23 protein-coding genes and 2 tRNA genes are annotated in these 26,370 nt (G+C 43.1%); 12 read left to right on the top strand and 13 right to left on the bottom strand.

Features of this window, described 5'->3' with window-relative positions:
* Positions 1 to 12 precede the first annotated feature (12 nt).
* The gene (gene radA, locus WS42_RS02375) at positions 13 to 1,374 is read left to right on the top strand and encodes a DNA repair protein RadA (RefSeq protein WP_046450711.1); all 1,362 of its coding nucleotides are present in this window, start codon (positions 13 to 15) and stop codon (positions 1,372 to 1,374) included.
* A gap of 152 nt (positions 1,375 to 1,526) precedes the next feature.
* Here the strand turns inward: radA and WS42_RS02370 are convergent, their stop codons facing one another.
* The 6 genes from WS42_RS02370 to WS42_RS02345 form a co-directional block, all read right to left on the bottom strand.
* Positions 1,527 to 3,524 carry a leucine-rich repeat protein gene (locus WS42_RS02370; RefSeq protein WP_046450710.1) on the bottom strand — a complete coding sequence of 666 codons (1,998 nt, stop codon included), beginning with the start codon at positions 3,522 to 3,524 and terminating at the stop codon, positions 1,527 to 1,529.
* 12 nt (positions 3,525 to 3,536) lie between these two features.
* Positions 3,537 to 4,844 carry an outer membrane beta-barrel protein gene (locus tag WS42_RS02365; protein WP_041556870.1) on the bottom strand — a complete coding sequence of 436 codons (1,308 nt, stop codon included), beginning with the start codon at positions 4,842 to 4,844 and terminating at the stop codon, positions 3,537 to 3,539.
* A gap of 330 nt (positions 4,845 to 5,174) precedes the next feature.
* Positions 5,175 to 5,840, bottom strand: coding sequence for a recombinase family protein (locus WS42_RS02360; RefSeq protein WP_046450709.1), 666 nt, complete (start codon positions 5,838 to 5,840; stop codon positions 5,175 to 5,177).
* Positions 5,841 to 6,089: 249 nt separating this feature from the next.
* Positions 6,090 to 6,162 (bottom strand) — tRNA-Lys (locus WS42_RS02355).
* Between the two features lie 83 nt (positions 6,163 to 6,245).
* Positions 6,246 to 6,965 (bottom strand): YebC/PmpR family DNA-binding transcriptional regulator, encoded by a 720-nt coding sequence (locus WS42_RS02350; RefSeq protein ID WP_013612932.1) that lies wholly within the window; start codon positions 6,963 to 6,965, stop codon positions 6,246 to 6,248.
* Positions 6,966 to 7,064: 99 nt separating this feature from the next.
* Complete coding sequence (locus tag WS42_RS02345; protein ID WP_013612933.1) at positions 7,065 to 7,745, bottom strand: leucine-rich repeat domain-containing protein; 681 nt, start codon at positions 7,743 to 7,745, stop codon at positions 7,065 to 7,067.
* Positions 7,746 to 8,241: 496 nt separating this feature from the next.
* Here WS42_RS02345 and WS42_RS02340 point away from each other — a divergent pair, with 496 nt between their 5' ends.
* Entirely contained in the window at positions 8,242 to 9,258 is a 1,017-nt protein-coding gene (locus WS42_RS02340; RefSeq protein WP_013612934.1) for a LacI family DNA-binding transcriptional regulator, read from the top strand.
* A gap of 38 nt (positions 9,259 to 9,296) precedes the next feature.
* Positions 9,297 to 10,856 (top strand): alpha-amylase family glycosyl hydrolase, encoded by a 1,560-nt coding sequence (locus tag WS42_RS02335; RefSeq protein ID WP_046450708.1) that lies wholly within the window; start codon positions 9,297 to 9,299, stop codon positions 10,854 to 10,856.
* Between the two features lie 285 nt (positions 10,857 to 11,141).
* Here the strand turns inward: WS42_RS02335 and ahpF are convergent, their stop codons facing one another.
* Together ahpF and ahpC are read right to left on the bottom strand one after the other, a co-directional pair.
* Positions 11,142 to 12,695, bottom strand: a complete 1,554-nt coding sequence (gene ahpF / locus WS42_RS02330) for an alkyl hydroperoxide reductase subunit F (protein WP_022159806.1) — start codon at positions 12,693 to 12,695, stop codon at positions 11,142 to 11,144.
* 96 nt (positions 12,696 to 12,791) lie between these two features.
* The gene (gene ahpC, locus WS42_RS02325) at positions 12,792 to 13,358 is read right to left on the bottom strand and encodes an alkyl hydroperoxide reductase subunit C (protein ID WP_022159805.1); all 567 of its coding nucleotides are present in this window, start codon (positions 13,356 to 13,358) and stop codon (positions 12,792 to 12,794) included.
* 163 nt (positions 13,359 to 13,521) lie between these two features.
* Between ahpC and WS42_RS02320 the strand changes: the two genes are divergently transcribed.
* The gene (locus WS42_RS02320; protein ID WP_013612938.1) at positions 13,522 to 13,926 is read left to right on the top strand and encodes an acyl-CoA thioesterase; all 405 of its coding nucleotides are present in this window, start codon (positions 13,522 to 13,524) and stop codon (positions 13,924 to 13,926) included.
* A gap of 79 nt (positions 13,927 to 14,005) precedes the next feature.
* Positions 14,006 to 14,080: transfer RNA gene (locus tag WS42_RS02315), tRNA-Val, on the top strand.
* Between the two features lie 147 nt (positions 14,081 to 14,227).
* Here the strand turns inward: WS42_RS02315 and WS42_RS02310 are convergent.
* The 4 genes from WS42_RS02310 to WS42_RS02295 all read right to left on the bottom strand — a co-directional run bounded on the left by WS42_RS02310 (position 14,228) and on the right by WS42_RS02295 (position 18,573).
* Complete coding sequence (locus WS42_RS02310) at positions 14,228 to 15,346, bottom strand: DUF362 domain-containing protein (RefSeq protein WP_022159804.1); 1,119 nt, start codon at positions 15,344 to 15,346, stop codon at positions 14,228 to 14,230.
* A gap of 5 nt (positions 15,347 to 15,351) precedes the next feature.
* Complete coding sequence (locus tag WS42_RS02305) at positions 15,352 to 16,341, bottom strand: Gfo/Idh/MocA family protein (protein WP_022159803.1); 990 nt, start codon at positions 16,339 to 16,341, stop codon at positions 15,352 to 15,354.
* A gap of 3 nt (positions 16,342 to 16,344) precedes the next feature.
* Complete coding sequence (locus WS42_RS02300; RefSeq protein WP_022159802.1) at positions 16,345 to 17,115, bottom strand: exodeoxyribonuclease III; 771 nt, start codon at positions 17,113 to 17,115, stop codon at positions 16,345 to 16,347.
* A 159-nt stretch (positions 17,116 to 17,274) separates the two neighbouring features.
* Positions 17,275 to 18,573 (bottom strand): M18 family aminopeptidase, encoded by a 1,299-nt coding sequence (locus WS42_RS02295; protein ID WP_013612942.1) that lies wholly within the window; start codon positions 18,571 to 18,573, stop codon positions 17,275 to 17,277.
* Positions 18,574 to 18,899: 326 nt separating this feature from the next.
* Between WS42_RS02295 and WS42_RS02290 the strand changes: the two genes are divergently transcribed.
* Positions 18,900 to 19,379 carry a Dps family protein gene (locus tag WS42_RS02290; protein ID WP_013612943.1) on the top strand — a complete coding sequence of 160 codons (480 nt, stop codon included), beginning with the start codon at positions 18,900 to 18,902 and terminating at the stop codon, positions 19,377 to 19,379.
* 64 nt (positions 19,380 to 19,443) lie between these two features.
* Here the strand turns inward: WS42_RS02290 and WS42_RS02285 are convergent, their stop codons facing one another.
* A complete protein-coding gene (locus WS42_RS02285; RefSeq protein WP_022159801.1) occupies positions 19,444 to 20,361 on the bottom strand; it encodes a DMT family transporter in 918 nt (305 codons plus the stop codon).
* A gap of 189 nt (positions 20,362 to 20,550) precedes the next feature.
* Between WS42_RS02285 and WS42_RS02280 the strand changes: the two genes are divergently transcribed.
* The 6 genes from WS42_RS02280 (at position 20,551) to WS42_RS02255 (ending at position 26,188) form a co-directional block, all read left to right on the top strand.
* Positions 20,551 to 21,714: a dicarboxylate/amino acid:cation symporter gene (locus WS42_RS02280; protein WP_013612956.1), complete on the top strand. Its 1,164-nt coding sequence runs from the start codon at positions 20,551 to 20,553 to the stop codon at positions 21,712 to 21,714.
* 72 nt (positions 21,715 to 21,786) lie between these two features.
* Complete coding sequence (locus WS42_RS02275) at positions 21,787 to 22,197, top strand: hypothetical protein (RefSeq protein ID WP_013612957.1); 411 nt, start codon at positions 21,787 to 21,789, stop codon at positions 22,195 to 22,197.
* A 270-nt stretch (positions 22,198 to 22,467) separates the two neighbouring features.
* Positions 22,468 to 23,067 carry a TetR/AcrR family transcriptional regulator gene (locus WS42_RS02270; RefSeq protein ID WP_041556879.1) on the top strand — a complete coding sequence of 200 codons (600 nt, stop codon included), beginning with the start codon at positions 22,468 to 22,470 and terminating at the stop codon, positions 23,065 to 23,067.
* Positions 23,064 to 23,666, top strand: a complete 603-nt coding sequence (locus WS42_RS02265; protein WP_013612959.1) for a TetR/AcrR family transcriptional regulator — start codon at positions 23,064 to 23,066, stop codon at positions 23,664 to 23,666. The genes WS42_RS02270 and WS42_RS02265 overlap by 4 nt, the downstream gene beginning before the upstream one ends.
* A gap of 82 nt (positions 23,667 to 23,748) precedes the next feature.
* Positions 23,749 to 25,185 (top strand): TolC family protein, encoded by a 1,437-nt coding sequence (locus tag WS42_RS02260; RefSeq protein WP_046450707.1) that lies wholly within the window; start codon positions 23,749 to 23,751, stop codon positions 25,183 to 25,185.
* 22 nt (positions 25,186 to 25,207) lie between these two features.
* A complete protein-coding gene (locus tag WS42_RS02255; RefSeq protein ID WP_022159799.1) occupies positions 25,208 to 26,188 on the top strand; it encodes an HlyD family secretion protein in 981 nt (326 codons plus the stop codon).
* The last annotated feature ends 182 nt before the right edge of the window (positions 26,189 to 26,370 follow it).

Genomic DNA, 26,370 nt, shown 5'->3' with positions numbered 1-26,370 from the left:
TTGTAAGTTGATATGGTAAAGTCGAAAACAGTATATGTGTGCCAGAATTGCGGGGCGAAAGAGGCTAAGTGGACCGGGCGTTGTAATGTTTGCGGCGAATGGAATAGTTTTGTGGAAGAAGTCGAGGTAACTTCGAAAAGCCGGGGGAATGCAATAATAGGCAATCCTTCCTCCAAAGCGTTGCGTTTGTCCGAGATCAAAGTGAATGCAGATGTCCGGATGGATACCGGAGATAACGAGCTGAACCGGGTATTGGGAGGAGGTATGGTTCCGGGATCGATGATTCTGTTAGGTGGTGAACCGGGTATCGGTAAATCGACTTTAGTATTGCAGTTCGCTCTTCATAACCGTTGTGGAAAAGTGTTGTATGTATCCGGTGAAGAAAGTATTTCGCAAATAAAGATGAGAGCTCAGCGTTTAGGAGCCGAAAACGACGAATGTTTGTTCCTTTCCGGAAATTCTTTGGAAATGGTCTTGCAGCATGCACGTGCTATTCTGCCCGATTTATTGATTATCGATTCGATACAGACTTTAGCTACCGAAGCTGTAGACTCTATTCCCGGTAGTCTGTCTCAGATTCGTGAATGTACCAATACCTTACTCCGTTTTAGCAAAGAAAATACGATTTCTACTATATTGATCGGCCATATTACGAAAGACGGCCAATTGGCCGGTCCCAAGATACTGGAACACATGGTGGATACTGTCCTGCAATTTGAAGGTGATCAGCAATATATGTACCGTATTTTACGTTCGATGAAGAATCGGTTCGGTTCGACTTCCGAAATCGGGATTTATGAAATGTTGCAATCAGGATTGAGGCAGGTCACCAATCCTTCCGAACTACTTTTGTCCAATCATGATCAGGAATTGAGTGGAATAGCGGTTTCTGCTACTGTGGAGGGCGTGAGACCGATTTTATTGGAAGTACAGTCTTTGGTGTCGACAGCCGCTTACGGAGTGCCTCAGCGCTCTGCTACGGGTTTTGATTCGCGTCGGTTGAATATGCTATTGGCAGTGCTCGAAAAACGGGTCGGTTTTAAATTGGCTGCTAAAGATGTTTTCTTGAATATTGCCGGTGGTATCCGGGTGAGTGATCCGGCACTGGATTTAGCCGTAGTCATGGCTGTTTTGTCGTCGAATATCGATGCAGCTCTTCCGGCAGATACGGTTTTTGCCGGAGAGGTCGGGCTGTCAGGTGAGATTCGGGCTGTCAGTCGTATCGAACAGCGGATATCGGAAGCCGAAAAACTAGGTTTTAAACGAATCTTTGTGCCTTTGGGAAATAAAAAAGGATTTACCCGCAAAGCGACTCATATCGAAGTGGCATTCGTTTCCAGAATAGCGGACATCTGCCGCAGTCTGTTCGGGTGATTCGGGAAAGTTCATTGCTCACAGCGATCATCTGCCCTGAAACGGGAATAAGCGAAATGTTTTACAAAAATTGCAGATCTACCGAAGACCTGTCCTAATAAATATCCCTCGGATCAAACGATCCGAGGGATATTTATTAAATGTCATTATACCTATTGCGTAGGCATCGAGCTTATCCCATATATGACTTTCGTTATTTGGAAATTACTGGGGGCAGCCCAATAATCCGGCCAAGCTTGTCTGTATGTTTCGAGTTGTTCATCAGGAACATATATTTTATAGCTGGCATTGGTGACTGTCCAGCCGTCTGCTACGGGAAAAGCACCTTTCCCCAAGGTAGCCGGAGTCTCATCCGGACATAAGATCGTTTCCAATGCAGAACATTGATTGAATGCGTTTGTACCGATTCTTTCGAGTTGTGTTCCGAGAATTACTTTTTTCAATGATGAACATTGACTGAAAGCTTTATCATCAATCACGGTAACTGCATCGGGAATTGTGATCTCTTCCAAGAGAGAACAATTTATAAAAGTATTATTAGATATTCTTTTTAGTGATTCCGGCAATTTGATATTTTGTAATTTAGAGCATTGCTCAAATGTATTGGAGGGTAATTCTTCAATATTGGCCTGAATATCGGCCGAAATCAATTCGGCGCATTTACTAAATACAGCCCTATCCAATGAGACAACACTTTTCGATATGGTAATTCGGGTCAGTTTTGAATACCCGAAACAAGTATTTCCAATTGATTTTAAAGTATTCGGTAATTCAATTGTTTCTATGCTGCTCTGCTGAAAAGCGACACCCTCTATTATCTCGATCCCTGAAGGTAAGACAATGCTTATTATTTGGTCTTCATAGAGGAATGCACCGTCGTTCACCCGTTCGACCGTTCCGGTATAAGCCCATTTACCCTCTTTGGTATTTTTGTCGTATGTACATTGCTCGTCAAGAAACGTGCAGTTTTTACCCCCGAAACGAGGGCCATATGCACCATTATTCCACCCAAGTTGTTGGTGTGCCGTATATTCGATATACTTCATCTGTTTGACAACCAGTTTTCGCATTATGGTGCGTTCGTCGTCTGAAGCGAATACCAGTATCCCGCTTTCCGGTTCGCTGATCGCTGCCGGATCGTCGGGAGCGGAAACAGAGATTTTCTTACCGGTTTTATCTACCGTGACCTTGTATCCGCTGTGCGAAATGCATGCGATGGAAATTTGTGCGTTCAAAGGATTCGTCAATTCGTAGTTTACTACTGCCGTTGTACCTGCGCTACAGTAAACCGTCATCTCTTTCACTTTGTCGGTTCCCGAGACGAACAAAAGGTCGAATTTGTCTTTGTAGTAAGGCAGTTTTATCTGTTCGCCGTTTTCAGACAGTGTCAGAACGAGATAATCCGGATCGGAATTGTCAACATCGCTGAACATCGAATCTCCGTTTTGGCCGGGATCGCCCGTAGCCCGATCCAGTTTAGTCCACATTTGTCCCCCGTCGTAAGAGATATACCAATAACCGTCTTCCCTGATCTCCAACTTAGGGGTGATGCCGTTATCGCCTTTGAGGGATTCCAGCCATTCTTCTTCGGTGCCCCGATAACCATTTTCGACCGCCAGTTCATAGGCCGATTTGCCGTCGTTGCCATTACTTCCGTTGAGCGATGCAAGCCATGCTTCGAGCGTGCCCCGGTAGCCTTTCTCGACTGCCAGTTCGTAGGCCGATTTGCCGGCCATACCTTGTGCCATGACCCGATCCCCACGGTCGTCCGTCAGCCATTCACCGTCGAACGTCCAATAATAGATGCCGCCATCCTGTTTGATCCCGATCACCGGCGCCGTACCTTGCTGGCCGTCTTTTCCGTGGTATATCGTTACAGGACCGCTTTTGATGAAGGTGATCGTGTAGCCGATCGTTTTCCCGTTTTCTACTACCGGGGTTACACCGGTCACGTAATCGTTGCCCTGCAATGCTTCTACGATCAGTTGAAGGGAGGTTATATTGGTGTTCATCCGGCTGCACAACTCTTCGAGCGCGGCCAGACGCGAATCTATATACTCGCTCTTGTTCCATATGGCGATTTCGTCGTACTCCGTACAGGAAATCAACGACAATAAGCCAAAAATCATACAAGTTATTATCTTCTTCATGACATTTCCAGATTAAAAATTAATTCCCATTCTAACGATGAAACAGTGGTTCCTGACATGTTTGTATCCTACTTTGTGGTTATCTTCCCCGTACATCGTGTCGGTTTTGTCGATATCGATAAGTCCTGTATGGTAATCCGCTCCGATAATGAAGCGACCGAACGCAGCATCGACCCCGCACGAAACGCCCATGTCGTGGCGTGAAAATCCACCTTCCTTTTTAAAGATGGAGATTTTTTCATCTTCAACCTCACGTTTCCCGCCTATACCGACTGCGTAATATAATCCTGCGAACGGTATAAATGCAAAGTGTTTTCCTAACGCGACGGTGTAGTCGATACCCACAGGGATCTGTATGTAATTCATCGTGGTACGACTGTCGTCGAATCCGTTGACTTCGTATCCTTTGTTTATAAAGCTCACTCCTGTTCGCAGGTAGAACGGCAGTTGCCGGCTGAGCCTGACCCGGTCGGTTACGCCGATTTCGTAACCCGGTTTTGCCGATGAGGTCAGTCCGTAAGAGGTGATCCACGAGGTACAGTATCCAGCGTGTACACCGACGGTATTTGCCGGATACGAACGTACCGGCTTTACATCGACGGTTGTCGGTGTCGATGTTGCAGGAGGGGCTATTTCCTTATCCGCAGGTGCTTTGGCCAGGATAGTTTGTAAAGACTCGGTGTTTTCGGCTTTGTATGATGGAGCCGCTTCAGCTTGTTTTTCGCAGTTTTTCTCTACGACATGCAGATAGAGCGTGATATTGACGCTGTTGCGCAGATCGGGAAAGAAATGCTCCAACATATAATTATACGGTTTACCTTTCTGCAAATCCATCAACTGCTTTTTACGGCCGTCGACGATGTGTCCCTTGTCATCGTAAATCCATAGCGGAGTATGGTCGAGAATGTCCAATACTTCGTTACGTCCTGCCATGTCGGATGCTACGACTTGCTCCCGTAGCATGTTCCATGCGACACCTTCGGCGTGATGTTCGATCAGATGGGGAGGAACGTTTCCTTCGCGGACAAGATAGGCTTTCAGCTCTTCCGCCCGCCGGGCCGCCAATTGTTCGTTTGCCTGCACCGCTCCGTCGGGAGAGGCATATGAACGGATGACGATCTTTTCTACACGGTCGTTTTTTAATGTCGCGCCGATCGAATTTAAGAAATACTCCAGCTGTGACCGATTGTCCCGGAATGAAGGATCGACATTACGGTACCCGCGGCGATAATAGATTTTTATAGAATCCGCCGCTTCCTGTGCCTGCACGCTTCCAATGGTCAATGCACAGGTAAATAGAAAGAATAAGATTTTTTTCATTCGACATTCAAATATCATCGGATTAATACTTCTAACCAACGATAAACTTGGATGTTATCCTTTGTATCTATCTTGTTTAAACGTTCCTCTGAACGCCTCGGACGAATAATACATGGTATAAAACCATATAACGGCACATATGGGCAATCATAATTCTTTGATTATAAAAATATTATATATTAATCTTGTACATATACTAAAAACGATATAAATTTGTAGTTGAAAACCAACGTTTTAATCAACGTATAAACACATAAAGGAGGATAGTTATGGCGGCTTTCTGTCAAATCGAGCGGGAATCCGGTGATATACCCGAATTTCCGTCATTTCTTAAGCATTGATTTGTTTGTTTTTAAATCGACTGATTCTAAGTTGTTCTTTTTTGTCCAGCGCCTTCTGGACAGATGGGTATTTCATCCTGAATTTGGCAAATGTATCGCGCGAAAGATCGAAATGTTTGCAAATATCGCTTATGGACTTCCCCTTATTAAGCATCGTAATAACGACCTGTCGATTCTTGATCAGTACGTTCATCTTGGTATAGCTACTGTGGCGCCGTCCCAAAACCATTCCCTCCGCACGCCGTAGTGCCAACGCTTCGCGTGTACGCATAGAGATAAGGTTACGTTCGATCTCCGCCACCAGTCCGAAAGCGAAACACAGAACTTTGCTGTTGATCGTGTTGTCGAACGAGTAGCCTTCCTTGGTCGTATAAAGATTTATTCCCCTTTCCAGACATTTGCCCATAATCGCCATGATATCCGTGAGCGTCCGGCTCAGACGCGAAATTTCCGTGACGATCAGTGTGTCGTCTCGTTTAAGTCGGCGTAACAGTACGCCCAGTTTGCGGTCGCGTTCGCTCTTTTTGCCGCTGGCAACTTCTGTGACCCAATGATTGACGATGAGTTGTTTACTTTCGGCAAAACGCCTGATTTCATCCTGCTGGTTGGCCGGATGTTGTTTTTCCGTGCTGACACGTAGATAACCTATTATCATGATATTAATAATTTTAACTGAGGCAACATCACCTCGTCCGGTAAAATTAGTCGTATGCTACGGGTTTCGGGATACATTAGTGCCGGATATAAGAAATCCGGGTTATTGGTTGGCTGGAGTCATCATTATAATTCGGCCGTTTCCTGAATCGTTCCGGGACATGATTGTTAGTTAAAACAACTTGCTTAAATAGTAGAAAAACAAGCATAAAAAGAAAACCACCTACGAAAGTAGGTGGTTTATTCTCAGTGACCTCGGAGGGGCTCGAACCCTCGGCCCATTGATTAAGAGTCAATTGCTCTACCAGCTGAGCTACGAAGTCATCATTTTGTCGCATACGGATAAATTCCGTTTTGCGGGTGCAAATATGCAACAATATTTTTAATTCTGCAAGAATAAACGGAATTAATCTTCTTTGATGTTGTGGTAAACGTTGGTTACGTCATCATCTTCATCCAGTTTGTCCAGAATTTTATCAACTTCTGCTCTTTGTTCAGGGGTCAATTCTTTCGTATCGGTAGGGATACGGGTGAATTCTCCGCTGACGATATCGTATTTATTTTCTTCCAGGTATTTTTGGATATTTCCGTAAGCATCGAACGAGCCATAGAGATTGATTACTCCATCTTCGTCTTCGAAGATTTCATCTACTCCGTAGTCGATCATTTCCAGTTCGAATTCATCCGGATCGAAATTTTCCGGTTTGTTAATTTTGAATACACACTTCCGGTCGAACATAAAGTCGAGTGAGCCGGTCGTTCCTAGCGAACCCCCGAACTTGGTAAAGGCATGGCGTACATTCGCTACGGTCCGCGTGTTGTTGTCTGTAGCTGCTTCTACAACGATGGCAATGCCATAAGGTGCATATCCTTCATAAGTGATTTCCTTGTAATCAGAAGTATCTTTAGAGATTGCTCGTTTGATAGCCCGTTCTACATTTTCTTTAGGCATATTTTCAGCCTTGGCATTCTGAATCAGAATACGAAGACGGGTATTGTTTGCTGGGTCGGGGCCACCGGCTTTTACGGCAATATCGATTTCTTTTCCGATTCTGGTAAACGTACGGGCCATATTACCCCATCTTTTCAATTTGCGTGCTTTGCGGTATTCAAACGCTCTTCCCATAATATATTTTATTTAATTCCTTATTTTGTTGATATTTATGAGGCGCAAAGTTATATTATTTCGGTCAAAAAGTGAAAACTAAAAACTAAAAAGTATCTGTTAATCCCAGTTTTTTAGTTTGAGAAGATGATAATCAGAAAATTCACTGCCTGGGTTTTCCAGATAATAGATCATGGCCCGTTTCGTCCGGTGGGGTAATTGGCTGAATAACAGATCTAATTTTTCTTTATTTAATAAGTTATTACACAAGTCTATATAAAGAATATCCCTGCAATGGTTCAAACAAACGGAAGTCAGGTGATTGAATGAACAATACAAAGATTGAAGCTTAGGGCATAAAGAAAGGTCAAGGGTTTCCAAAAGATTATAGGAAACATTCAATTGCATCAACTTTGGATTGGAACTGAGATCCAGGGTTTGTAAATTATTGGAATTGCAATGCAACTCTTCCAATGCCGGACATGAGGAAAGATCCAGTTCCTTCAATTCATTGATCGAACAGTTCAGATATTCCAAAGAAGGACAATGTTCGAGTTGTAAATCGACTAAATTTAACCGGCTGACATTCAGATTTGAAATCCGGTGGCCTGAAATTTTGATATGAAACAGTCCTTCTTGCTGATAGTGATGGACGATGTTGAAGTATTGTTTTTCTTTCAGAATTGAACTTGTTCCGTCTCCCCAGTCTATAGACAGATCACTGGCATATATTCCTGCCTTAAAGGGGATATTTGCATAGCTGATAAAGTGGATGTGGAATTCTTCCGCACTAATATTCATTTTAATCGTAGTTTAGTTCTAAAAAAAAGCGTGTTCCGAGTGTCTGTCAGAAGGGTACCGCCAAGCACCTAAAAGCAAAACACAACAGCCCACGCTTATGCATGAACATTACATTTTATTCTTGCTTTTGTTCAAAATTGGCGGTTTCTCTGACAAGAATAAAATAACGACTAAATTCTATATTTCCCTTCTCTAAGGAATGTGACAAACATAATAAAAAATAAGAATTAAATAATCGTCTGTAACCTATTTCTGCATTTTTATGGACTGTTGTTTTGCTTTTAGTCTTTATTCATAAATTCATAATTACGCGTACATACACTGTTTTATTTGTTTAATGTAAAATATATATCTTGATTTAGCTAGTTATTTCGTATCAAAACTATATTAAACTTCCGAGAACTTTTGTGTTATAATCGTTTTTATTTCAGAAAATAACAGAAATCGCTTGCTGAAACTTTTCATACTTACAGGCGTTAAAAAATAAAAAGTCGATATGGCAGTTTCTGTATCCTTAAAAAAATTGGCTGAAATACTTGGGTTGGCTCCTTCTACCGTTTCGCGTGCACTGAAGGGGCATCCGGATATTAGCCGGGCTACTCAGGAAAGGGTGAGGGCTTTGGCACAAGAATTGCACTATAAACCTAGTGCGTTGGCATTGAGTCTGAGAAATAAAAGATCTAACTCGATCGCTATGCTGGTTCCTTTTTTAGGAAATTATTTTTATGCCTGTGCTGTGAGTAGTGTGATTCGTTCTGCATATTCATCTGGGTATAAGGTGATTGTGTTTGAAAATGGAGAGGATTATGAACAAGAGGTAAAGATCTGTCAGTTTCTCCAGAAATCCGGGATCGATGGCTTGGTAGTTGCGCCTGCCAGGACGACGAATGACCTGGATCATTTTGTGAAATTGCAGCATGAGGGGATTCCGATGGTGTTTTTCGATCGTATAGCTCCCAATCTGGATACCGACCGGGTACTCGAAGATGATTATAAAGGAGCCTGTACGGTGGTCAGACATATGATTGACGGTGGATGCCGGAAGATTGCACATATCGCTTTGCCCCGCCGTTATCTTTGGGCGCAGAAAAGAGAAAAAGGATATTTGCAGGCGTTGAAAGACCGGCATTTGTTCACCGATGAAAAACTGATCGTCGAATGTGAGGATGTGTCGGAAGTTTATAGAATTACCCGGCAATTGGTGTTGCATTCCGGAGTCGATGGTATTTTTGCCGCTAACGATGCCTTTGCCGTGCATGTATTGAGTGTACTTCGGCAGATGAAATGCAGGGTGCCGGAAGAAGTTGCTGTATGCGGATATGGTAACGAACCATCGACAGAAGTAACCTTTCCCGCTTTGACTACCGTGAATAAAGATGGGTATCGGGTAGGGAATATTGCTGCCGGTTTGTTGATTCGCCGCATCGAGGATAAAGAGGAGGTCCCGACAGTGACCCGGTTGTTGAAACCCGAATTAATTGTACGGGATTCTACTCTGTCTGTCGATCGGTAATAAATTTATTATATCTTTGATAAGTTAATGATTTACGAATGTTGATGAGAATATTGATTCCTTTTATAATTTTATCCTGTATCGTGTGTTGCAGGACAAAAGAATTGCGAATTCCCGATCAACCGGGCCTGTCCCATTTGGCTTCGCCCGTTTTTCTGAAGTCCGATACCACTTGGGTCGATCTGAAGGATTATTTCTTATATCCTGAAAAAATTAAAAAAATTACTCCGCTTGCCGGTGTAAAGTTGTATTGGGACAAAACGGCCTCTACGTTAGGAGTAATTGCCGGGGATTCAGGTGTGTTATTATCCGGGATGAACATCCGTTACGAGGGATATGATTATCAGATTCCGGTGATGCGGCCGAATCCGGATGCCGGTTTTTATATCGGTACCGATGAAGTAAGGGGAGATACGTTTTTTTTACAGAGTACCTCTCCGGTAATAGACTGGGCTGTTTATTTTCAAAATTATAAACTGGCAGAAAATTTCCTTTCCTGTACGGAAAAGAGGGTAGGTATCGTGTTGCCCGAAGCTGCCCGTCAGTTGAAGTATGGAGAGTTGAGGATTTGGGCGAGAGATAGTTTCAGTATTTCAAATGCGATTATTATCCCTCTTAGACGAGGCAAATTGATTACCGAAGTCGGGCAATTGAACAATACAGATAAGAGGACTACAGTTATTTATGGTTTGGAAGTGAAAGAGTTGGCCACGCCGGATACCGGGTTCATAGCCGATTCGATGAACCCGGCTTATTCGAATATAGAGGTTGCTGCTATCGGTCAAAAAATGGTAGAAGGTTATTTCAAAGACTTGGGGATAAATACGCTCTATTTGTTTCCGAAAGCTTCGGCTGATAGTTTGTCTGCCGATCTTCGAAAGTTGGAGCTGGAAGCTCGGCGGTGCCGGCTGACCGTTGTCGTAACGGACAGTCTTGCCGGATTAGACCGTTTTGTTTTTGATAAAGCCACTGCGGTTTTTGCCAGGTCGAATACGGGTTTTGAAATTTTAGCACAGGCATTGAATGCTACTTTTCAGGATGCGGAGAATGACTATTTAGGGATTCATTATTCGGGTAACGGCGAAGCTCCGCGTTTTGTCACCCGTACCGATGAATTTTCCCTTTTGCCTGTACAGAGTGAGCGACAGGATACGGTCTATCGGAAATTAGTCCAATTTCTGGCTTTTAATGTGACGATTCCGGGGATTCCTATGATTGGGGAAGGGGATGAAATCGGTTGGCCGAAAAAGGAAGGAATACTTGGGCAGGGGGAGGAATGGACCGACGAACAGCTGAACGTGAAGTCGAAGCTGAGTGCTTTAAATCAATTGCGAGGTGAACATATGGCTTTACTCTATGGGGATTTTATCCCCCTTCGGGTGGAAAAGCAAATTTACGCTTATATCCGTTCTTTTTTCGGTAAAAATGTCCTCATAGTTTTCAACAAAGGCAAAGAAACGGTCTCTTTAAAGCTCGATTTACCGGAGATGAAACGGGAGGAAAACTTCTCTTCCCTATTCGGTAACCGTTTTAGCTATGATAATTCGAAAATAATTCTGGATGTCCCCGCCTATGGAGTCGAGATTATTTATAATTGAATAGTCACCTGGGCGAAAGTTTATAAAGTTCATCGATTTTATAGATGCTTTTTCTTTGGCGAGGTTCTTTTTATTTCCTGACAATATGTGCTGGTGTTCGATTGGGCTATGTCTTGAAGTTCCCTTTTGTTCAGCTTCTCTATGTATAAATAATAACATCGACTTAGTGAAAGTTGACAGGATTAGCAACTTGGGTATTGTTGTTTTTGTGTATATTTTAGAAAACGGATAAGGTTCGTTTTTCAGGCTTCCTGAGAAACGAACCGAATCAAAAATAAAGTGATGTTAATCCAATACCCCTTTAATACGGTCTTCGAAAGCTGAGAGTGCTGCTTTGGCTCCTTCTCCCATTGAGATAATAATTTGTTTATAGGGGACGGTGGAAACATCGCCGGCTGCATAGATACCCGGAATGTCGGTCCGGCAATGGGCATCGATGATGATTTCTCCCAGACGATTGGTCGCGACAATTTCTTTAAAAGCACTGCTATTGGCTGCTAGTCCGATTTGTACGAAAATACCGTCCAGAGGGAACAAGCGTTCATTACCCGTTGTCCTGTCTTTTGTGCGAATACCTGTCACTTTTTCTTTGTCTCCCACCACTTCGGTTGTTTGGGAGTTGACCAGAATTTCTACATTAGGCAGACTTTTCGCTTTTTCCTGTAATACCTGATCGGCTTTTAACTCTTCCAGGAATTCAAAAACAGTTACTTTAGAACAAATTCCCGCCAAATCGATCGCTGCTTCGATTCCTGAATTACCTCCTCCGATGACAGCCACGTGTTTTCCTTTATAAAAAGGACCATCACAGTGGGGGCAAAAAGCTACTCCTTTACCGATATAGTCTGTTTCGCCAGGTACATTCAAACGCCGCCAACTAGCTCCGGTAGCGATAATGATAGCCGGGGCGACAAATTTTTCTCCTCCGGTTACCGAAAGAATTTTTTCTTTTCCGGTATGCTCCATTTTTTCCACTTTCCGATGTTCGAACAGATCGATCGGATAATGTTGAAGATGGGTACGCAGATTATCGGCAAGCTGACTACCTGTTGTGTAAGGAATAGAAATCAGATTTTCGATACCCACGGTTTCTTTCACCTGGCCTCCGATACGCTCGGCAATGATGGCTACTTTCAGTCCTTTTCTGGCCGAGTAGATGGCTGCCGAAGAGCCTGCCGGACCACCTCCTACGATCAGGACGTCGTATTTCTTTTCCGGGATTTCCTGGCCGGTATTCTCCGAACCGTAGGTCGCCTCCAATTTTTCAAGGAGTTCTCCGAATTCTCCCCGTCCGACGTGTATGAGCTTACCGTCGGCATATACCGAAGGCACTCCCTGTATATGCAGAGCCTCTACTTCGGCTTGATTTATCGCTCCGTCTACCATTTCGTGTTCTATGTTGTCGTTCAGGATAGCCATCAGATTCAAGGCCTGTACAACATCCGGACAATTCGTACATGTTAAGGATACATAGGTAGTTAACCGGATCGGTCCCTTCAAGGCTGCTATACGTTTCTGTAAGCTCCCGTCGGGTATGTTTTTCCCTTTGCCGTCGCTGTTGAGGATGGCCAATAGTAAAGAAGTGAATTCGTGACCGTTCGGTATGCCCCGGAATTTGATCCTCGTTTTTTGTTCATTTTTCAGCAATTCAAATTCCAGCCCCTCTCCTTCTTCCAGCCGGTAATTGATTTTTTCTGAACAAGAGGCGACATCCTCTAATAGTTCGATCAATTCATTCCGGTTTTCGTGTCGGGGATTAAGCCGGATTAAAAAAGTGTATCGGGAATCCAGCGGTGCAAAAATGGTGCGTAACTGGTCTTTTAATGCTGTTTCTAACATAGCGTATATTTTTTCAGAAGATGATAAAGGATTTCAATGGCAGGCAGACTTTTCAGCAACCGGTCGGACCATTGAAACCCTGAAATTAGTCCGGGATTAAATTTTACCGACTAAGTCGATACTGGGCTTTAAGGTCGCTTCACCTTTTTTCCATTTAGCCGGGCAAACTTCACCGGTATGAGTGGCTACGAATTGAGCCGCTTCAACTTTTCTTAAAAGTTCGTTCGCGTCCCTCCCGATGTTATTGTCATGAATTTCTACAACTTTGATCTGGCCTTCCGGATTCACAACAAAAGTTCCCCGGTAAGCCATTCCTTCTTCCTCGATCATGACTCCGAACGCACGGCTTAAAGCTCCTGTCGGGTCTGCCAACATCGGATATTTGATTTTACGGATGCTTTCAGAAGCATCGTGCCATGCTTTGTGTACAAAGTGAGAGTCTGTGCTTACAGAGTAGATCTCCACACCCATGGACTGAAATTGTTCGTACTTTTCAGCCATATCGACCAATTCGGTCGGACAAACAAAAGTGAAGTCGGCTGGATAGAAGAAGAAGATTCCCCATTTACCCTTTACATCTTTGTCGGTTACTGTTTTGAATTGACCGTTTTGAAATGCCTGTACACTGAATTCAGGAAGCTGAGAATTGATAATTGTTTGCATAATCTTTATTTTTAAATTGTTATTGTTTTTTCTTTTCGATACAAAAATATATCAATTATGTCGATAAATAAAATATTTTTGATCGATAGTTTCTATGCTTATATAGATAAACCGAATGAGTGAAAAAGAACCCTTATCTTTGTTGTGATTTTAAATGAAAGTTATGAGAAAGTATATTTTTGAATTGGAGATGAAAGTCCGGGATTATGAGTGTGATTTGCAGGGGGTGGTGAATAATGCCAATTATCAGCATTATATGGAGCATGCCCGTCATGAGTTTTTGGAGCATGCCGGTGCTAATTTCGGGGAATTACATCAGCAAGGTATCGATGCGATGGTGGCCCGGGTCGAGATCGACTATAAAGTGTCTTTGATCAGCGGGAATCGTTTTTCTGTTAAATTGAATATATCCCGGGAAGGGGCTAAGCTGGTGTTTTTAGAAGATATTTATCGGCTGTCGGATGATAAGTTATGTGCCCGTGGCCGGGTGGAATCGATTTGTGTAAAGGATGGGAAATTGACCCGGGGGGAATTATTCGATGAAATCTTTGCCGATTATTTGAAATAATTTTGAAAAAAAACAGCATTTTGTTTGGAGTGAAAGAAAAAACTACTACTTTTGTACCCGCAATCGAACAAGATCGCACGGGCGCTTAGCTCAGTTGGTTCAGAGCATCTGGTTTACACCCAGAGGGTCGGGGGTTCGAATCCCTCAGCGCCCACAAAAGGAAGTCAAAAAGGCTTCCTTTCTTTTTTCCCGTAGCTAAAGAGGTGCGATGGGATCGATCGGAAAATCTGTTTTTTTCATGTCATAAGGGGCAAAGTCCCGAATAATCCCTCGGCGTTTTTTACAGTCCGACCGTAACGGGTCATACGGAGATCAGTTCATAATCGAGTGTCCCGACCCCTATTTTTTCTGCGTGTTGAAGTCCGGCCAGCCAATTGGTATCGGGATGGATCAGATGGAATTTATCCGTCCCTTGCAGGTGTTCATGGGGATGAGCTTCCGAGAGTTTATTCCCTCCGATGACAGGGGCTGCAATGACCAGGTCGGCACAGGCTTTATCGAGCGCAACCGGATCGAACGAAGCCAAAATTCCCAGATCCGGAATAATAGCAGCATCATTGTGATTCCAGCAATCACATTCGGGGGATACGTTCATGATAAAGCTGATGTGGAAATGAGGTTTGTCCTTTAGTACGGCCTGTGTGTATTCTGCTATTTTATAATTCAGGCGTTCGGAAGTGTCGCTTTCGCCCATCACGGCGGCATCGTATTGACAAAGTGCCACGCATTGACCACAACCGACACAACGTGAATAATCTATTTCTGCAATATGTTGTGCATCGAAGTGGATGGCTTCGTGGGCACAATGTTTGATGCAGATACCGCATTTCTTACAGTTTTGGCTATCGATAACGGGTTGGGAAGCAGAATGAAGTTCGAGTTTCCCTCCTACACTGGCACATCCCATGCCGAGGTTTTTCAATGCTCCGCCGAATCCAGCCTGTTCATGTCCTTTAAAATGGTTCATCGTGACGATGATATCCGCGTCGGCAATCGCTGCTCCGATTTTCGGAGCCTGACAATATTCTCCCCCGATTTCTATTTCCCTGTACTCCGTCCCTTTAAGTCCGTCGGCAATGATTACCTGGCATTGAGCGGAAATCGGATTGAAACCGTTTTCCATAGCACTTTGCAGATGGTCTACGGCGTTGGCCCGGCGTCCGGAATAAAGCGTGTTACAATCTGTCAGGAAAGGTTTGGCACCTAAAGAACGTAAAACTTGTACCAGGCGGGCGGCATAATTGGGCCGTATGTAGGCTAGATTTCCGGGTTCTCCGAAATGAATCTTTATTGCTGTAAACTGCTGTTCGAATGAAATATCGGCAATACCTGCTTTTCTGACCAAACGCTCCATTTTATCCAACAGATTGCTGTTGGGGGTGGTCCTCAGGTTGGTGAAATATACTTTGGCTTTGTTCATGATGGTTATTTGTCGGCAGGATAAATGATCCCTGATTGTTTGCGTACTTCATCGATGATTTCAAGCGTGGCGAGCGAATGATCATGACTATTGATCGTCGATTCGCATAGCCTTCTTTCTATCAGATCGATAAATTCCGCTATTTCATAATAATATTCGTTGTGTGAGGCCAGGACCGAAAGATCCTGGATTTGTCCCCCTTTGGGGATAAATTTTACTTCACGGATGGTTTGAATACGATCTAAAATAAAAGTTCCTTTTTCTCCCTGGATTTCTGCAGGTAAAAAGGAATCTGCAATCTTTGAATACAGAACGGTAGCATTCAGGTTTTCGTATTCGAAGTTTACAGCCCCTTGGCCGTCTACTCCTGTCGAAAGTTTCAATCCTGTGGCGCTAATACGTTTAGGGCGGCCGAAAAGGACGACCAGGGGATATACGGTGTAAACTCCTAAATCCATCATAGCCCCGTTCGAAAGTTCGGGATTAAAAGCATTCAATACAATTCCCGCTTTTAATTTGTCATAACGCGAAGAATATTGACAATAGCTGGCAAAATAGCGTCTTAAGCATCCTGCTTCCGCTAAATGCCGGCGAAGTTGCCGGAAGTTAGGGGTAAGAGTCGATTTCATGGCTTCCATCAAAGTAACGCCATTTTGCCGGGCTACCCGGATCATTTCCCTGGCTTCTTTTGCATTAGAAGCCAGGGGCTTTTCGCAAAGGACGTGTTTCCCTTGTTGCATGAAAAGAATACTTAAAGCCGCATGTAAAGAATTAGGGACAGCGATATATACGGCATCGATCAAAGAACTGGCTGCCATTTCTTCGGGCGAAGTGAAGAGGTGTGGTATGCTGTGCTTAAGGGCAAAAGCCTGGCCCGTTTCCCTGCTTCGCGAACAAACGGCCGTGGCTTCGAAACGCAACTCTTCGCGGGCTGCTTCAAGAATCCAGTCGGTAATAAAATTGGTACCTATTATTCCGAAACGTACTTTTCTCATACTTTAGAGTACTTTCAATTCAACGACTGCCGGACAGTGATCCGAGTGTTTTACCTGGGGTAGAATATGGGCATCTTTTAGCAGAGGGATGACTTCCGGGCTGACCATGCAGTAGTCGATACGCCAGCCTTTATTGTTGTTCCGCGCATTCGCCCGGAAACTCCACCAGGTGTATTGATGAGGTTCTTCGGGATGAAAATACCGGAAAGTATCGGTAAATCCTGATTCCAGGAACAGGCTCATCCATTCCCGTTCTTCGGGTAGGAAACCACTACTGTTGGCATTCCGTACCGGATCGTGAATGTCGATCGGACGATGGCAGATGTTATAATCCCCGCAAAGGATCAGTTTTTTACGGGTTTTGCTGAGTTTCATAACATAATGCCGGAAGTCTTCGAGCCATTTCATTTTAAAAGCTTGTCTTTCCTCTCCGGTGGTGCCTGAAGGATGGTAGACACTGACAATAGAAAGGTCGCCGTAATCGGCCCGCAAGAAACGTCCTTCCCGATCGTATTCCTGCATCCCCATTCCGTATTCCAGATGATCGGGGGTGATTTTGGTCAGGATGGCTACCCCACTGTAGCCTTTTTTCTCGGCTGAGAAAAAGAAAGAACGATAACCTAAAGCTTCGAATTCAAGTGTGGGGATTTGATCCGGTTGGGCTTTCGTTTCCTGTAAACAGACAATATCCGGTAGCTCTTCTGCCAGCCAGTCCGTAAATCCTTTCGATAAAGCACTACGCAGGCCATTGACGTTATAAGTGATAATTTTCATAATTGATTTTCTTTATTACAAAATTAAAAAAATATTGGTAATAGAATCGTCCGAAGAATCAATTGTGAAATTAAAATTTGATCTTGCCGGTTAAAACACTGATCCCCACAAATCAGACTTTTTGATTTGTGGGGATAGCTCCTCAGGTAGTCCCTGATTTTAAATGTTATAGAAAGTCGTAAACGCTTTGATCACATAATCCTGATCGAGCACACCGGCTGTTTCACGAACAGAGTGCATGGCCCACATGGGGTTACCTATATCTACTCCGCGCATTTCCATTTGCGTCAGGAGGATATTTCCTAAGGTAGAACCTCCTGCCATATCCGAATGATTGACAAAAGTCTGATAAGGTACACCGGCCATCTTACAAATTGTAGCGAATACAGCTGCCGAATCACCGTCAGTTATATATTTTTGGTTTGCGTTGATTTTGATTACCGGTCCCTGGTTCATGATCGGATGGTTGGTCGGATCGTGTTTTTCGGGATAATTAGGATGCAAGGCATGAGCCATATCGGCCGAGATCATAAAAGAATTGTGTATGGCCCGGTAGAGCTCTTCGATTTTATAACCTTGGTTGAAAGCTACCCGTTCCAGAATAGTCCGCAGTATCGGTGATGCTGCACCTTGTTTGGTGCCGCTGCCTACTTCTTCGTTGTCGAAGATGGCTAACACTTTGGTCTTATTACATGGCTTGGAATCGAGAAGAGCCGTCAGGCCTGCATGAACCATAGCCAGGTCGTCCAACCGGCCGGAAGAGATAAATTCGTTGTTTAGTCCGAATAAAGTTCCTTTACCATATTCATATAAGGTGAGGTCGAAATCCAGGATATCTTCTGCCGGAATATTCATTTCCTGAGCAATAAGCTTCAGAAGGAAATTGTCTTTTTCGAAAGTCTCGTTGATCATGGCTATGACAGGAAGCATATCTCTTTGCTTGCTGAGCGGATTACCCTGATCGTTTACTGCCCGGTTGAAATGGATGGCGATATGGGGTATTTCAAGCAACGGCCGGTCGAAATTGATGAATTGAGTGGCCGGTTTAAGGGGTTTGTCACTCTTGACCATGACCCGTCCGGCCATAGACAGAGGCCGGTCGAACCAGGTATACATGATCGGGCCTCCGTAAACTTCTGTGTTCAGTTTCAGGTATTTCCCTTCCACCGGCATTTCTGCATGGGGTTTGATCCGGAAAGTCGGAGAATCACTATGTGCACAAATCAGTTTAAAGCCTTCTTCTGCCAAATTACCGTTGCCCGGAATAAAAGCATATAAAGAAGAATGATTCTTGGTCACGAAATATTTACCCCCGTGTTCGATATGCCAGGCTTCTCCTGAAAAAAGCTGTTTGAAACCATGAGCCTGAAGGCGTTGTTTGATGCTGAGGACAGCATGGAAGTTGGTCGGACTCTCGTGTATAAATTCGAGCAGATCCAAAGCGGCTTGTTTTTCCATAATTTATAGATTTATTTATAACAATTTATTAGCGACAAATATACCATCGGTGGATGATCATTTTTTACCGACCTTAAATTAGAAAGAATATTTTAAATAACCTGCTCCTTCCGGGAAACATTTTGAATGGAAACGCCGATTTTTTTGTGGTTTGAAAAAAATGGATTTGTTTTAGTGGTTTTATTGTGTTTAATGTATTGATTATGAATAATTATAGATTATTTAAATTATACTGTAAATATTATTGATTTGATTTATAATTTAAGCGGTTATATATTTGTATCGAAGAAATAAGAAATAGTAGAAATCAATTAAAAATAAGAATTATGAAAACGAAAAATTTAATCGGATTGGATTCAGAGAATGCTCAACAAGTAGTAAACCTTTTAAATGAGTTGTTAGCCAACTATCAGATTTATTATCAGAATCTGCGTGGATTTCATTGGAACGTCAGAGGTAACCGTTTCTTCGTTCTGCATGCTAAATTTGAAGAGTTGTACAACGATGCTATCGAAAAGGTAGATGAAATTGCTGAACGTATTCTTACTTTAGGTGGTGTACCTTTGCATTCTTATGCAGCTTATACTAAAGTGGCTACTTTGAAAGCTAAAGAAAATGTTACTGACGGAGATGCTTGTTTGCGGGCTGTTGTAGAGGATGTGCAGGTATTGTTGAAACAGGAACGTGAAATTTTGAGTGTCGCTGCAGAGATTGGGGACGATGGGACTCAGGATGTGTTTTCTTCTTATGTTTCAAGTCAGGAAAAGCTGTTGTGGATGCTCGATGCCTATCTGAATCAGAAATGAGTAAGGTAAAAGGTATAAAATAAAAAGTAAAAGGTGGAGAGATCGATTTTCCACCTTTTACTTTTTATTTTATACCTTTTACTTCTTCTTTCGCTTTGCTTTGTGTCACAAGGTACACACCTGTAAATACCAGTAAAGCGGCGATCGGTTTGTCCCAGCTGAATACATCTTGTCCGATAAGAATCGCTATAATGGAAGCGATGATCGGCTGTAAATTGTTGTACATACTGGCTGTAGTGGGACGAATTCGTTTCAAAGCCATAGGAACCAGGAAGTAAGCGATGCCGGTTGCCATAATGACTATATAACTCAGTTTCAGGATAACGAATGGGTTGCTTTCTGTGCCGAAGACTTTAGCTTCCGGCAGATCGGAAATACCGGGAGGAAAAGAGATAAGGGCTGAAAATAAAAACATCCATTTCATCAGAGTGATGGCGGAATAACGTTGTGAGATAGGACGGGTGATGACTAAATAGATGGCATAAGTGATTACATTAACGATGCAAAGTAGGTTACCTATCCAATTGCCGGATGAATCGGTATTTATAGCCGACGATTGAAAAATGATCAGTAAGGCACCCGATGCTCCGATCAAAACTCCGGCAGCTTTTTTGAATGTGACGGGCTCTTTTAATATCAGGGCTGCGATCAGCATAACCGCGAGCGGGGTCATGGCTGCAATGATGGTAATATTGACCGGGGAGGTGTACAGAAGGGCATTGGCAAAAGATACTTGTGCCCCTACCAGACCGAATAAGGCACCCCAAAAGATCGTCCATAGATCCCGTTTTCCGACTTCTTCTTTCGGAGCCAGTAAGCCGATACCCCAAAAAACAAGGGTAGCAAAAACCATCCTTACAAAGGTAAGAGCATACGGACTGATCCATTCCGGGACAATGGTTTTCGCTATGGGCGTATTTAAGCCGAAAATCAGATTCGTAGCCAGTATTGCTCCATGTCCCAGCCATTTGTCTTTTGTCATCTTGTTTTTTTGTTTTCTGCGGTAAATATAAGATAAATCGGCCGAATAATCTTATTTCTCGCTATTAGTAATTTTACTGACTTAATAAAGTTCTTAAACTTTACAGACTCATTTTTTTGTTGTAACATTGTGGTTCCGGAAACGTTTGAATTATTGTGGGTAAATACTAATATTAGAAAATGATTGTCTATGAAAAAGATGAAATTAGGTCTATTGCCTCGTATTATTATTGCTATTGCTTTAGGTATTGTGTGCGGACTTTTCTTTCCCGGTTGGATTGTCCGGATTTTTTTGACTGTTAATTCTTTGTTCGGTAATTTCCTGAATTTTATTATTCCGTTATTGATATTAGGCTTGGTGGCTCCCGGAATCGCCGATCTGGGGAAAGGAGCCGGACGTTTGTTGCTGATAACCGCTTTGCTGGCTTATGGTTTTACTTTGTTTTCAGGCTTTTTTACTTATTTTACCTGTGATCTTTCTTATCCCTGGTTGTTAAATACCTCCGATAAGCTGTCGGCTGTGGCGGATAATACCGTTGCCTTACAACCGTATTTCACTGTTGAAATGCCTGCTGTCATGGGAGTTATGTCGGCTCTGATATTGGCTTTTACGTTAGGTTTAGGAATGTCGGTGATCGACGGCAACCGGTTGAAGTCGGTTATGGATGATTTTAAAGACATTATCAATCAGGTGATTACTGCCGTGATTATCCCTGTTTTACCTCTCTATATTTTCGGTATTTTCCTGAATATGACCAATTCCGGGCAGGTTGCCGGAGTGATGAATGTATTTCTGAAGATTATTGTCGTTATTTTTGTGATGACCGTAGTCTTGTTGTTTATTCAGTTTTTTATCGCCGGTATGGTCGGTAAAAAGAATCCCCTCCGTTTGTTCCGCAATATGTTACCTGCTTATATGACTGCTTTAGGCACCCAATCTTCGGCGGCAACGATTCCTGTAACCCTGGAGCAAACGATACGGAATGGCGTACGTCCTGACTTGGCCGGTTTCGTTATCCCGTTGTGTGCTACGATTCATCTGTCGGGGAGTACCATGAAAATCGTCGCTTGTTCGATGGCCATCATGTTGATGAGTGGTATGGAAATAAATTTTGCCCAATTCGCCGGATTTATTATGATGCTCGGGATTGCTATGGTGGCAGCACCGGGTGTGCCGGGAGGTGCTATTATGGCAGCCTTGGGATTGTTACAGTCGATGTTGGGATTCGATGAAACTGCCCAGGGATTGATGATCGCACTTTATATTGCTATGGATAGTTTCGGTACGGCGACTAATGTTACCGGTGACGGGGCTATTGCAGTTATTGTAGACCGGATTAATTCCGGGAAATAGATACCTTTGTGAATACCGGATTTTTTGCCTCTGAATTATTTCTATATCTTTGCAGCGGAAAATCAAAATAATATGAACTTGAAGTATATACTGATCGTATGGGGAGCGATGCTATTTTGTGTGGGGTGTAGTGAAGATGATGTGGATTCCAGCTACTCGTTCGATGTGGCCGGGCTGAAAGCTACTGTGACAAATGACAAAGGAAGTGTTGTCGAGATGAATACTATTTTATTGGATTCTTTGCAACAACAGGGATTTGTAGGTGAAGTTAGTTTCTCTGAAGAAACCCGGGCCGAAAACGACCGTTTGGCTGAAGAAAAGTTTGCAGAGAAACTGGAAAATATCAAAAATATCAAACCCGCCCGTTTGTTACAGCTTCTACCCGGAGAAAGGGTCATGGTAACTTTTGATTATCTGTTGAAACGCGGAAAAGATGTGCTCGAAGAGGAAGAAATAACCTTAGATGAGGCTATCGCGTTGTAGGGAACGGATTATTGTCCGTATCCAATGGTTCTGTCGGTAAATAATTGTTGTACAACGTATACCGAATCTTCGTAACTACCTGTATAATCCCAAGCAGATAAACACGACGGCCTGTACCATTCAGAAAAACCGCTTCGAATTTTTTTATAAACTACATTCCGTAGTTGAACCTTCAATCGGTCGATTTTGAAAATAAATATTAATCCTGATATTTATTGTTGTAATTTTGTTAATTATTTACTATTTTTGCATACCGAAAAGTATAAAAATATGCCGGATTTGAAAGATGAAATAGTGAATAAATCTTTTTTCCAATTTCTGAACAGAGGATATAAAGCTTGTTCGCTGAAAGATTTGGAGAAAGCTACCGGTTTGACGAAAGGTGCGTTTTATTATTATTTTCGGAATAAAGAAGAAATACTGAAAGCCGGTATCGAAAAGTATTTGTCCGTAGTCAGTGAGATAAGCGAAGAAGAGTTTTTGGAAGTCGGTTCATTGAAGGCCTACATAGATATCGTAGTGGCCCGGAAAGAACGAAGAGCTGAACAATTACAACAGATGTTCGACTTTTTTATTATAGATATCGCTTTTTTTCAGTTGGTTTTGGAAGTAGCCCCTCTCTTCCCGGAATATCGTAAATGGATTGACGAGTTGTCTAAAGATCGTTTGTCCCGTTGGGAATATATGATCTTGAAGGCGAAACAGCAGGGAGAGATCAAAGGTTCGCTCGATACCTCGGTATTGGCGCGTAACCTGATGTCGGTGTCGACCAGTATGTTGAATATCGAGTTGGGTACCGATAATTTGCACTTTATGTTTTCGGATATGCGTATGCAGTTTGAACAATATTATTTATTGATAAAAAAATGAATAATACCCGTCGGCAAATCATAGAAACCGCTTTTCTGCTCTTCTTGAAAAAAGGGTTTAAGGCTGTGCGGCTGAGTGATATAGAACGGGCTGCGAAAATTACCCGCGGTACTTTTTATTATCATTTCACCAATAAAGAAGAAGTACTGAAGGAGGGATTGTATTCTTATTATGCCTTGCTGAACTCAAAAAGAACCGAAGAATTCGGGCATATTTCGACATTGCGGGAATATGTCGACCTCACTATTCAGAAATTGACCGGGATACATAATTATTCAGCACGGACATTCAGTAGTGAAATTCCTGAAATTCTTTGCCTTTCGTTGATCGTGGAAGTGATCGCCCTATTCCCCGAATTTAAAAAAGTGGTTTTGGCTTCGAAAATGTTGCGACTTTCTAAGTTAGAACAGTTGATATTGAATGCCAAACGGGCCGGAGAATTGAGAAATGATGTGGATACCTCTATTTTGGCAAAGAATTTGCTGAATATTAGCGTCGGTGTGATAAACTATCTGATCATGCATCAGGATATATCTTATGCATTGTCGGCGGTGAGATCACAATATGAACAACTTTATTCTCTGGCTGTCGGAGAATAATTTTTTTATTGAAATACATACCGAAAAGTATAAAACAAATTACGTTATAATAGATAGAATTTATTATTCAATAACCGATCGTATGAAGAAGTTGATTTGTGGAATATTAATGTTAGGAACGATTGCCGGTGTATATGGGCAAAAAGTGATGAGCTTGGAAGAGTGCAGGCTGTTGGCTCTGGAAAATAACAAAAAGTTGAAAATGGCCGATGAGCAGATAAACGCAGCAAAAGCTAAAAAAGAAGAGGCTTTTACCAAATATTTGCCTGCTTTGGATGCGATGGGGACTTATATGCGCAATCAGAAAGAGATCAATTTATTATCCGAAGATGCCCATTTGCCTGTCGGTACGATCGGACAAGACGGTAAATGGACGCTCGGTAAAGATCAGATTATGATCGGAGCAGACGGAAAACCTGTGATGAATAACGGCCAATATGTCCCTAAAGATTATGCTCTGTTGCCCAAAGAGGCGATGACCGTGGATGATAGAAATATGGCTCTTTTGCAGGTAGGACTGACACAACCGATTTATATGGGGGGTAAGATCAGAGCCTATAACCAACTGGCAGGGTTGTCCGAGAAATTGGCCGAGAGCGGGAGAGAACAGGAATTGCAAAATATTATCCAGGAAACCGACGAAGCTTATTGGCAAATCGTATCTCTGGTCAACCGACAGAAATTAGCCGTTAAATTTGTCGAGACTTTACAGAAATTCGAACATGATATCGAAGTGATGTACCGAACCGGCGTATCGACTAAGGCGGATATGCTCTCGGTGAAGGTAAAACTGAACCAGGCAGAGATGGCTCTGTTGCGGGTGGAGGACGGTTTGAGTCTGGCTCGTATGAATCTGAACCAAATCTGTGGATTAGCTGTAGATTCGGTTTATACCCTGCAAGAAGAATTATTGAATGTTTTGCCTCAGGCCGAACCGAAGTGGTTGAATATCGAGCAGGTATATGATAACCGTCCGGAGATCAGTAGCCTGACGCTGGCAACGGATATTTACCGGAAGAAAGAAAAGATTGCCCGTTCGGCTTATCTGCCGACAGTGGCTTTTATGGCTAATTATTTTGCCATGACCCCTTCTTTCTTCGATGGGATAAGTACCGGATTCGACGGGATGTGGAGTGTCGGTATCGGCGTTAAAGCACCTATATTCCATTGGGGGGCTTCCCGGAAAACGGTGCGTAGTGCCAGGGCGGAGACCAGTCTGATGAATTTTAAATTACAGGAAGCCCGCGAAAAGATAGAGTTACAGGTAAGCCAGGCCCGGTTGAAGGTCAAAGAAGCTGCCCGGAAGATGGAAGTGGCTGAAAAAAATCAGGTGAAGGCCGATGAGAATTTGAAGTATGCCAACCTGGGATTTCAGGAAGGGACGATCCCGGTATCCAATGTGTTGGAAGCCCAAACGGCTTGGTTGGCTGCTCATACCGATTTGATCGATACACAGATAGAAATGAAATTGTGTGAAGTGTATTTGCAAAAAGCGTATGGTATATTAGGCAAAGAATAGAAATTATAAACGAAAAGATAGTATGGAAAAGATGAATGGAAAATTGGTGACTTTTACCGGAATCATTGTTTTGGTGCTTTTGGTGGCAATTTTCGGTTTTCTGTTTTGGGAGCCGAAACCTGAGTATATTCAGGGAGAGGCTGAGGCAACGGAAGTACGTATTTCCGGAAAAGTGCCGGGGCGGATCGAAATATTCCGTTTTAATGAAGGAGAACAGGTGAGCCGGGGGGATACGGTGGCTATCCTGGATAGTCCTGAGGTGCTGGCCAAATATAGTCAGGCCGAAGCGGCGGAGGCTGCTGCCCAGGCTCTGAACGAAAAGGCTGAAAGAGGTACCCGCTCCGAACAGATCGTAATGACTTACCAAACCTGGCAAAAAGCAAAAGCCGCTGCCGAGGTAGCGAAAAAAACATACGACCGGATCCTGAAACTTTATGAGAGTGAGGTTGTGCCGGCCCAGAAGAAAGATGAGGCCGAAGCTAATTACAAAGCTATGATGGCTACCGAACAGGCTGCTAAAGCCCAATACGAGATGGCACGCAATGGTGCACAAAGAGAAGATAAACAAGCTGCAGAGGCTCAACTGAACCGGGCGAAAGGGGCTGTCGCAGAAGTGGAGGCTTATGTCAAAGAGACTTATTTGATCTCTCCGATAGACGGAGAAATTTCCGAGCGGTATCCGAAGGTCGGAGAATTGGTCGGTACAGGGGCACCGGTGATGGATATTTTGGATTTATCGGACATGTGGGTATCTTTTAATGTGCGTGAAGACCAGCTGAACGATTTCAGGGTAGGAGAAACATTTAAAGCTTTTGTGCCTGCTTTGGATAATCGCGAAGTGGAATTGAAAGTCACTTATCTGAAGGATATGGGAAGTTACGCTGCCTGGCGGGCTACCAAAACGACAGGGCAGTATGATGTAAAAACTTTCCGGGTAAAGGCAAAACCGGTGGACAAAGTAGATGGACTGCGTCCGGGAATGAGTGTTTTGAAAAAATTATGAGTACGCTCGGTTTGTTATCGGCTTTAATGAAACGGGAATTCAGACGTCTGGCTTCCCGGCGGATTTATTGGTTTATTCTGATTTTAGCTCCGGCATTTTGTTTTAGAGGAGTTCTATAAATTAAAATATTGTAGTACAGTTGTTTATATGGTTCCAAGAGCGTAAATTTGCAGAAAATAAGA

Source organism: Odoribacter sp. N54.MGS-14, assembly GCF_000980295.1.
In the GTDB taxonomy this organism is placed as follows: Bacteria; Bacteroidota; Bacteroidia; order Bacteroidales; family Marinifilaceae; genus Odoribacter; species Odoribacter splanchnicus.
The sequence above is the reverse complement of the archived record's forward strand: the minus strand, read 5'-3'. Positions and strand labels throughout refer to the sequence as shown.

Excerpts from the sequence above, each read along its gene's own strand:
- WS42_RS02300 (WP_022159802.1), bottom strand. The coding sequence starts at position 17,115 with ATGAAAATTATCACTTATAACGTCAATGGCCTGCGTAGTGCTTTATCG.
- radA (WP_046450711.1), top strand. The coding sequence starts at position 13 with ATGGTAAAGTCGAAAACAGTATATGTGTGCCAGAATTGCGGGGCGAAA.
- WS42_RS02295 (WP_013612942.1), bottom strand. The coding sequence starts at position 18,573 with ATGGAAAAACAAGCCGCTTTGGATCTGCTCGAATTTATACACGAGAGT.
- ahpF (WP_022159806.1), bottom strand. The coding sequence starts at position 12,695 with ATGTTAGAAACAGCATTAAAAGACCAGTTACGCACCATTTTTGCACCG.
- WS42_RS02345 (WP_013612933.1), bottom strand. The coding sequence starts at position 7,745 with ATGAATATTAGTGCGGAAGAATTCCACATCCACTTTATCAGCTATGCA.
- WS42_RS02255 (WP_022159799.1), top strand. The coding sequence starts at position 25,208 with ATGGAAAAGATGAATGGAAAATTGGTGACTTTTACCGGAATCATTGTT.
- WS42_RS02335 (WP_046450708.1), top strand. The coding sequence starts at position 9,297 with ATGTTGATGAGAATATTGATTCCTTTTATAATTTTATCCTGTATCGTG.
- ahpC (WP_022159805.1), bottom strand. The coding sequence starts at position 13,358 with ATGCAAACAATTATCAATTCTCAGCTTCCTGAATTCAGTGTACAGGCA.
- WS42_RS02340 (WP_013612934.1), top strand. The coding sequence starts at position 8,242 with ATGGCAGTTTCTGTATCCTTAAAAAAATTGGCTGAAATACTTGGGTTG.
- WS42_RS02265 (WP_013612959.1), top strand. The coding sequence starts at position 23,064 with ATGAATAATACCCGTCGGCAAATCATAGAAACCGCTTTTCTGCTCTTC.
- WS42_RS02275 (WP_013612957.1), top strand. The coding sequence starts at position 21,787 with ATGAACTTGAAGTATATACTGATCGTATGGGGAGCGATGCTATTTTGT.
- WS42_RS02320 (WP_013612938.1), top strand. The coding sequence starts at position 13,522 with ATGAGAAAGTATATTTTTGAATTGGAGATGAAAGTCCGGGATTATGAG.
- WS42_RS02365 (WP_041556870.1), bottom strand. The coding sequence starts at position 4,844 with ATGAAAAAAATCTTATTCTTTCTATTTACCTGTGCATTGACCATTGGA.
- WS42_RS02360 (WP_046450709.1), bottom strand. The coding sequence starts at position 5,840 with ATGATAATAGGTTATCTACGTGTCAGCACGGAAAAACAACATCCGGCC.
- WS42_RS02290 (WP_013612943.1), top strand. The coding sequence starts at position 18,900 with ATGAAAACGAAAAATTTAATCGGATTGGATTCAGAGAATGCTCAACAA.
- WS42_RS02285 (WP_022159801.1), bottom strand. The coding sequence starts at position 20,361 with ATGACAAAAGACAAATGGCTGGGACATGGAGCAATACTGGCTACGAAT.
- WS42_RS02305 (WP_022159803.1), bottom strand. The coding sequence starts at position 16,341 with ATGAGAAAAGTACGTTTCGGAATAATAGGTACCAATTTTATTACCGAC.
- WS42_RS02260 (WP_046450707.1), top strand. The coding sequence starts at position 23,749 with ATGAAGAAGTTGATTTGTGGAATATTAATGTTAGGAACGATTGCCGGT.
- WS42_RS02280 (WP_013612956.1), top strand. The coding sequence starts at position 20,551 with ATGAAAAAGATGAAATTAGGTCTATTGCCTCGTATTATTATTGCTATT.
- WS42_RS02350 (WP_013612932.1), bottom strand. The coding sequence starts at position 6,965 with ATGGGAAGAGCGTTTGAATACCGCAAAGCACGCAAATTGAAAAGATGG.
- WS42_RS02310 (WP_022159804.1), bottom strand. The coding sequence starts at position 15,346 with ATGAACAAAGCCAAAGTATATTTCACCAACCTGAGGACCACCCCCAAC.
- WS42_RS02370 (WP_046450710.1), bottom strand. The coding sequence starts at position 3,524 with ATGAAGAAGATAATAACTTGTATGATTTTTGGCTTATTGTCGTTGATT.
- WS42_RS02270 (WP_041556879.1), top strand. The coding sequence starts at position 22,468 with ATGCCGGATTTGAAAGATGAAATAGTGAATAAATCTTTTTTCCAATTT.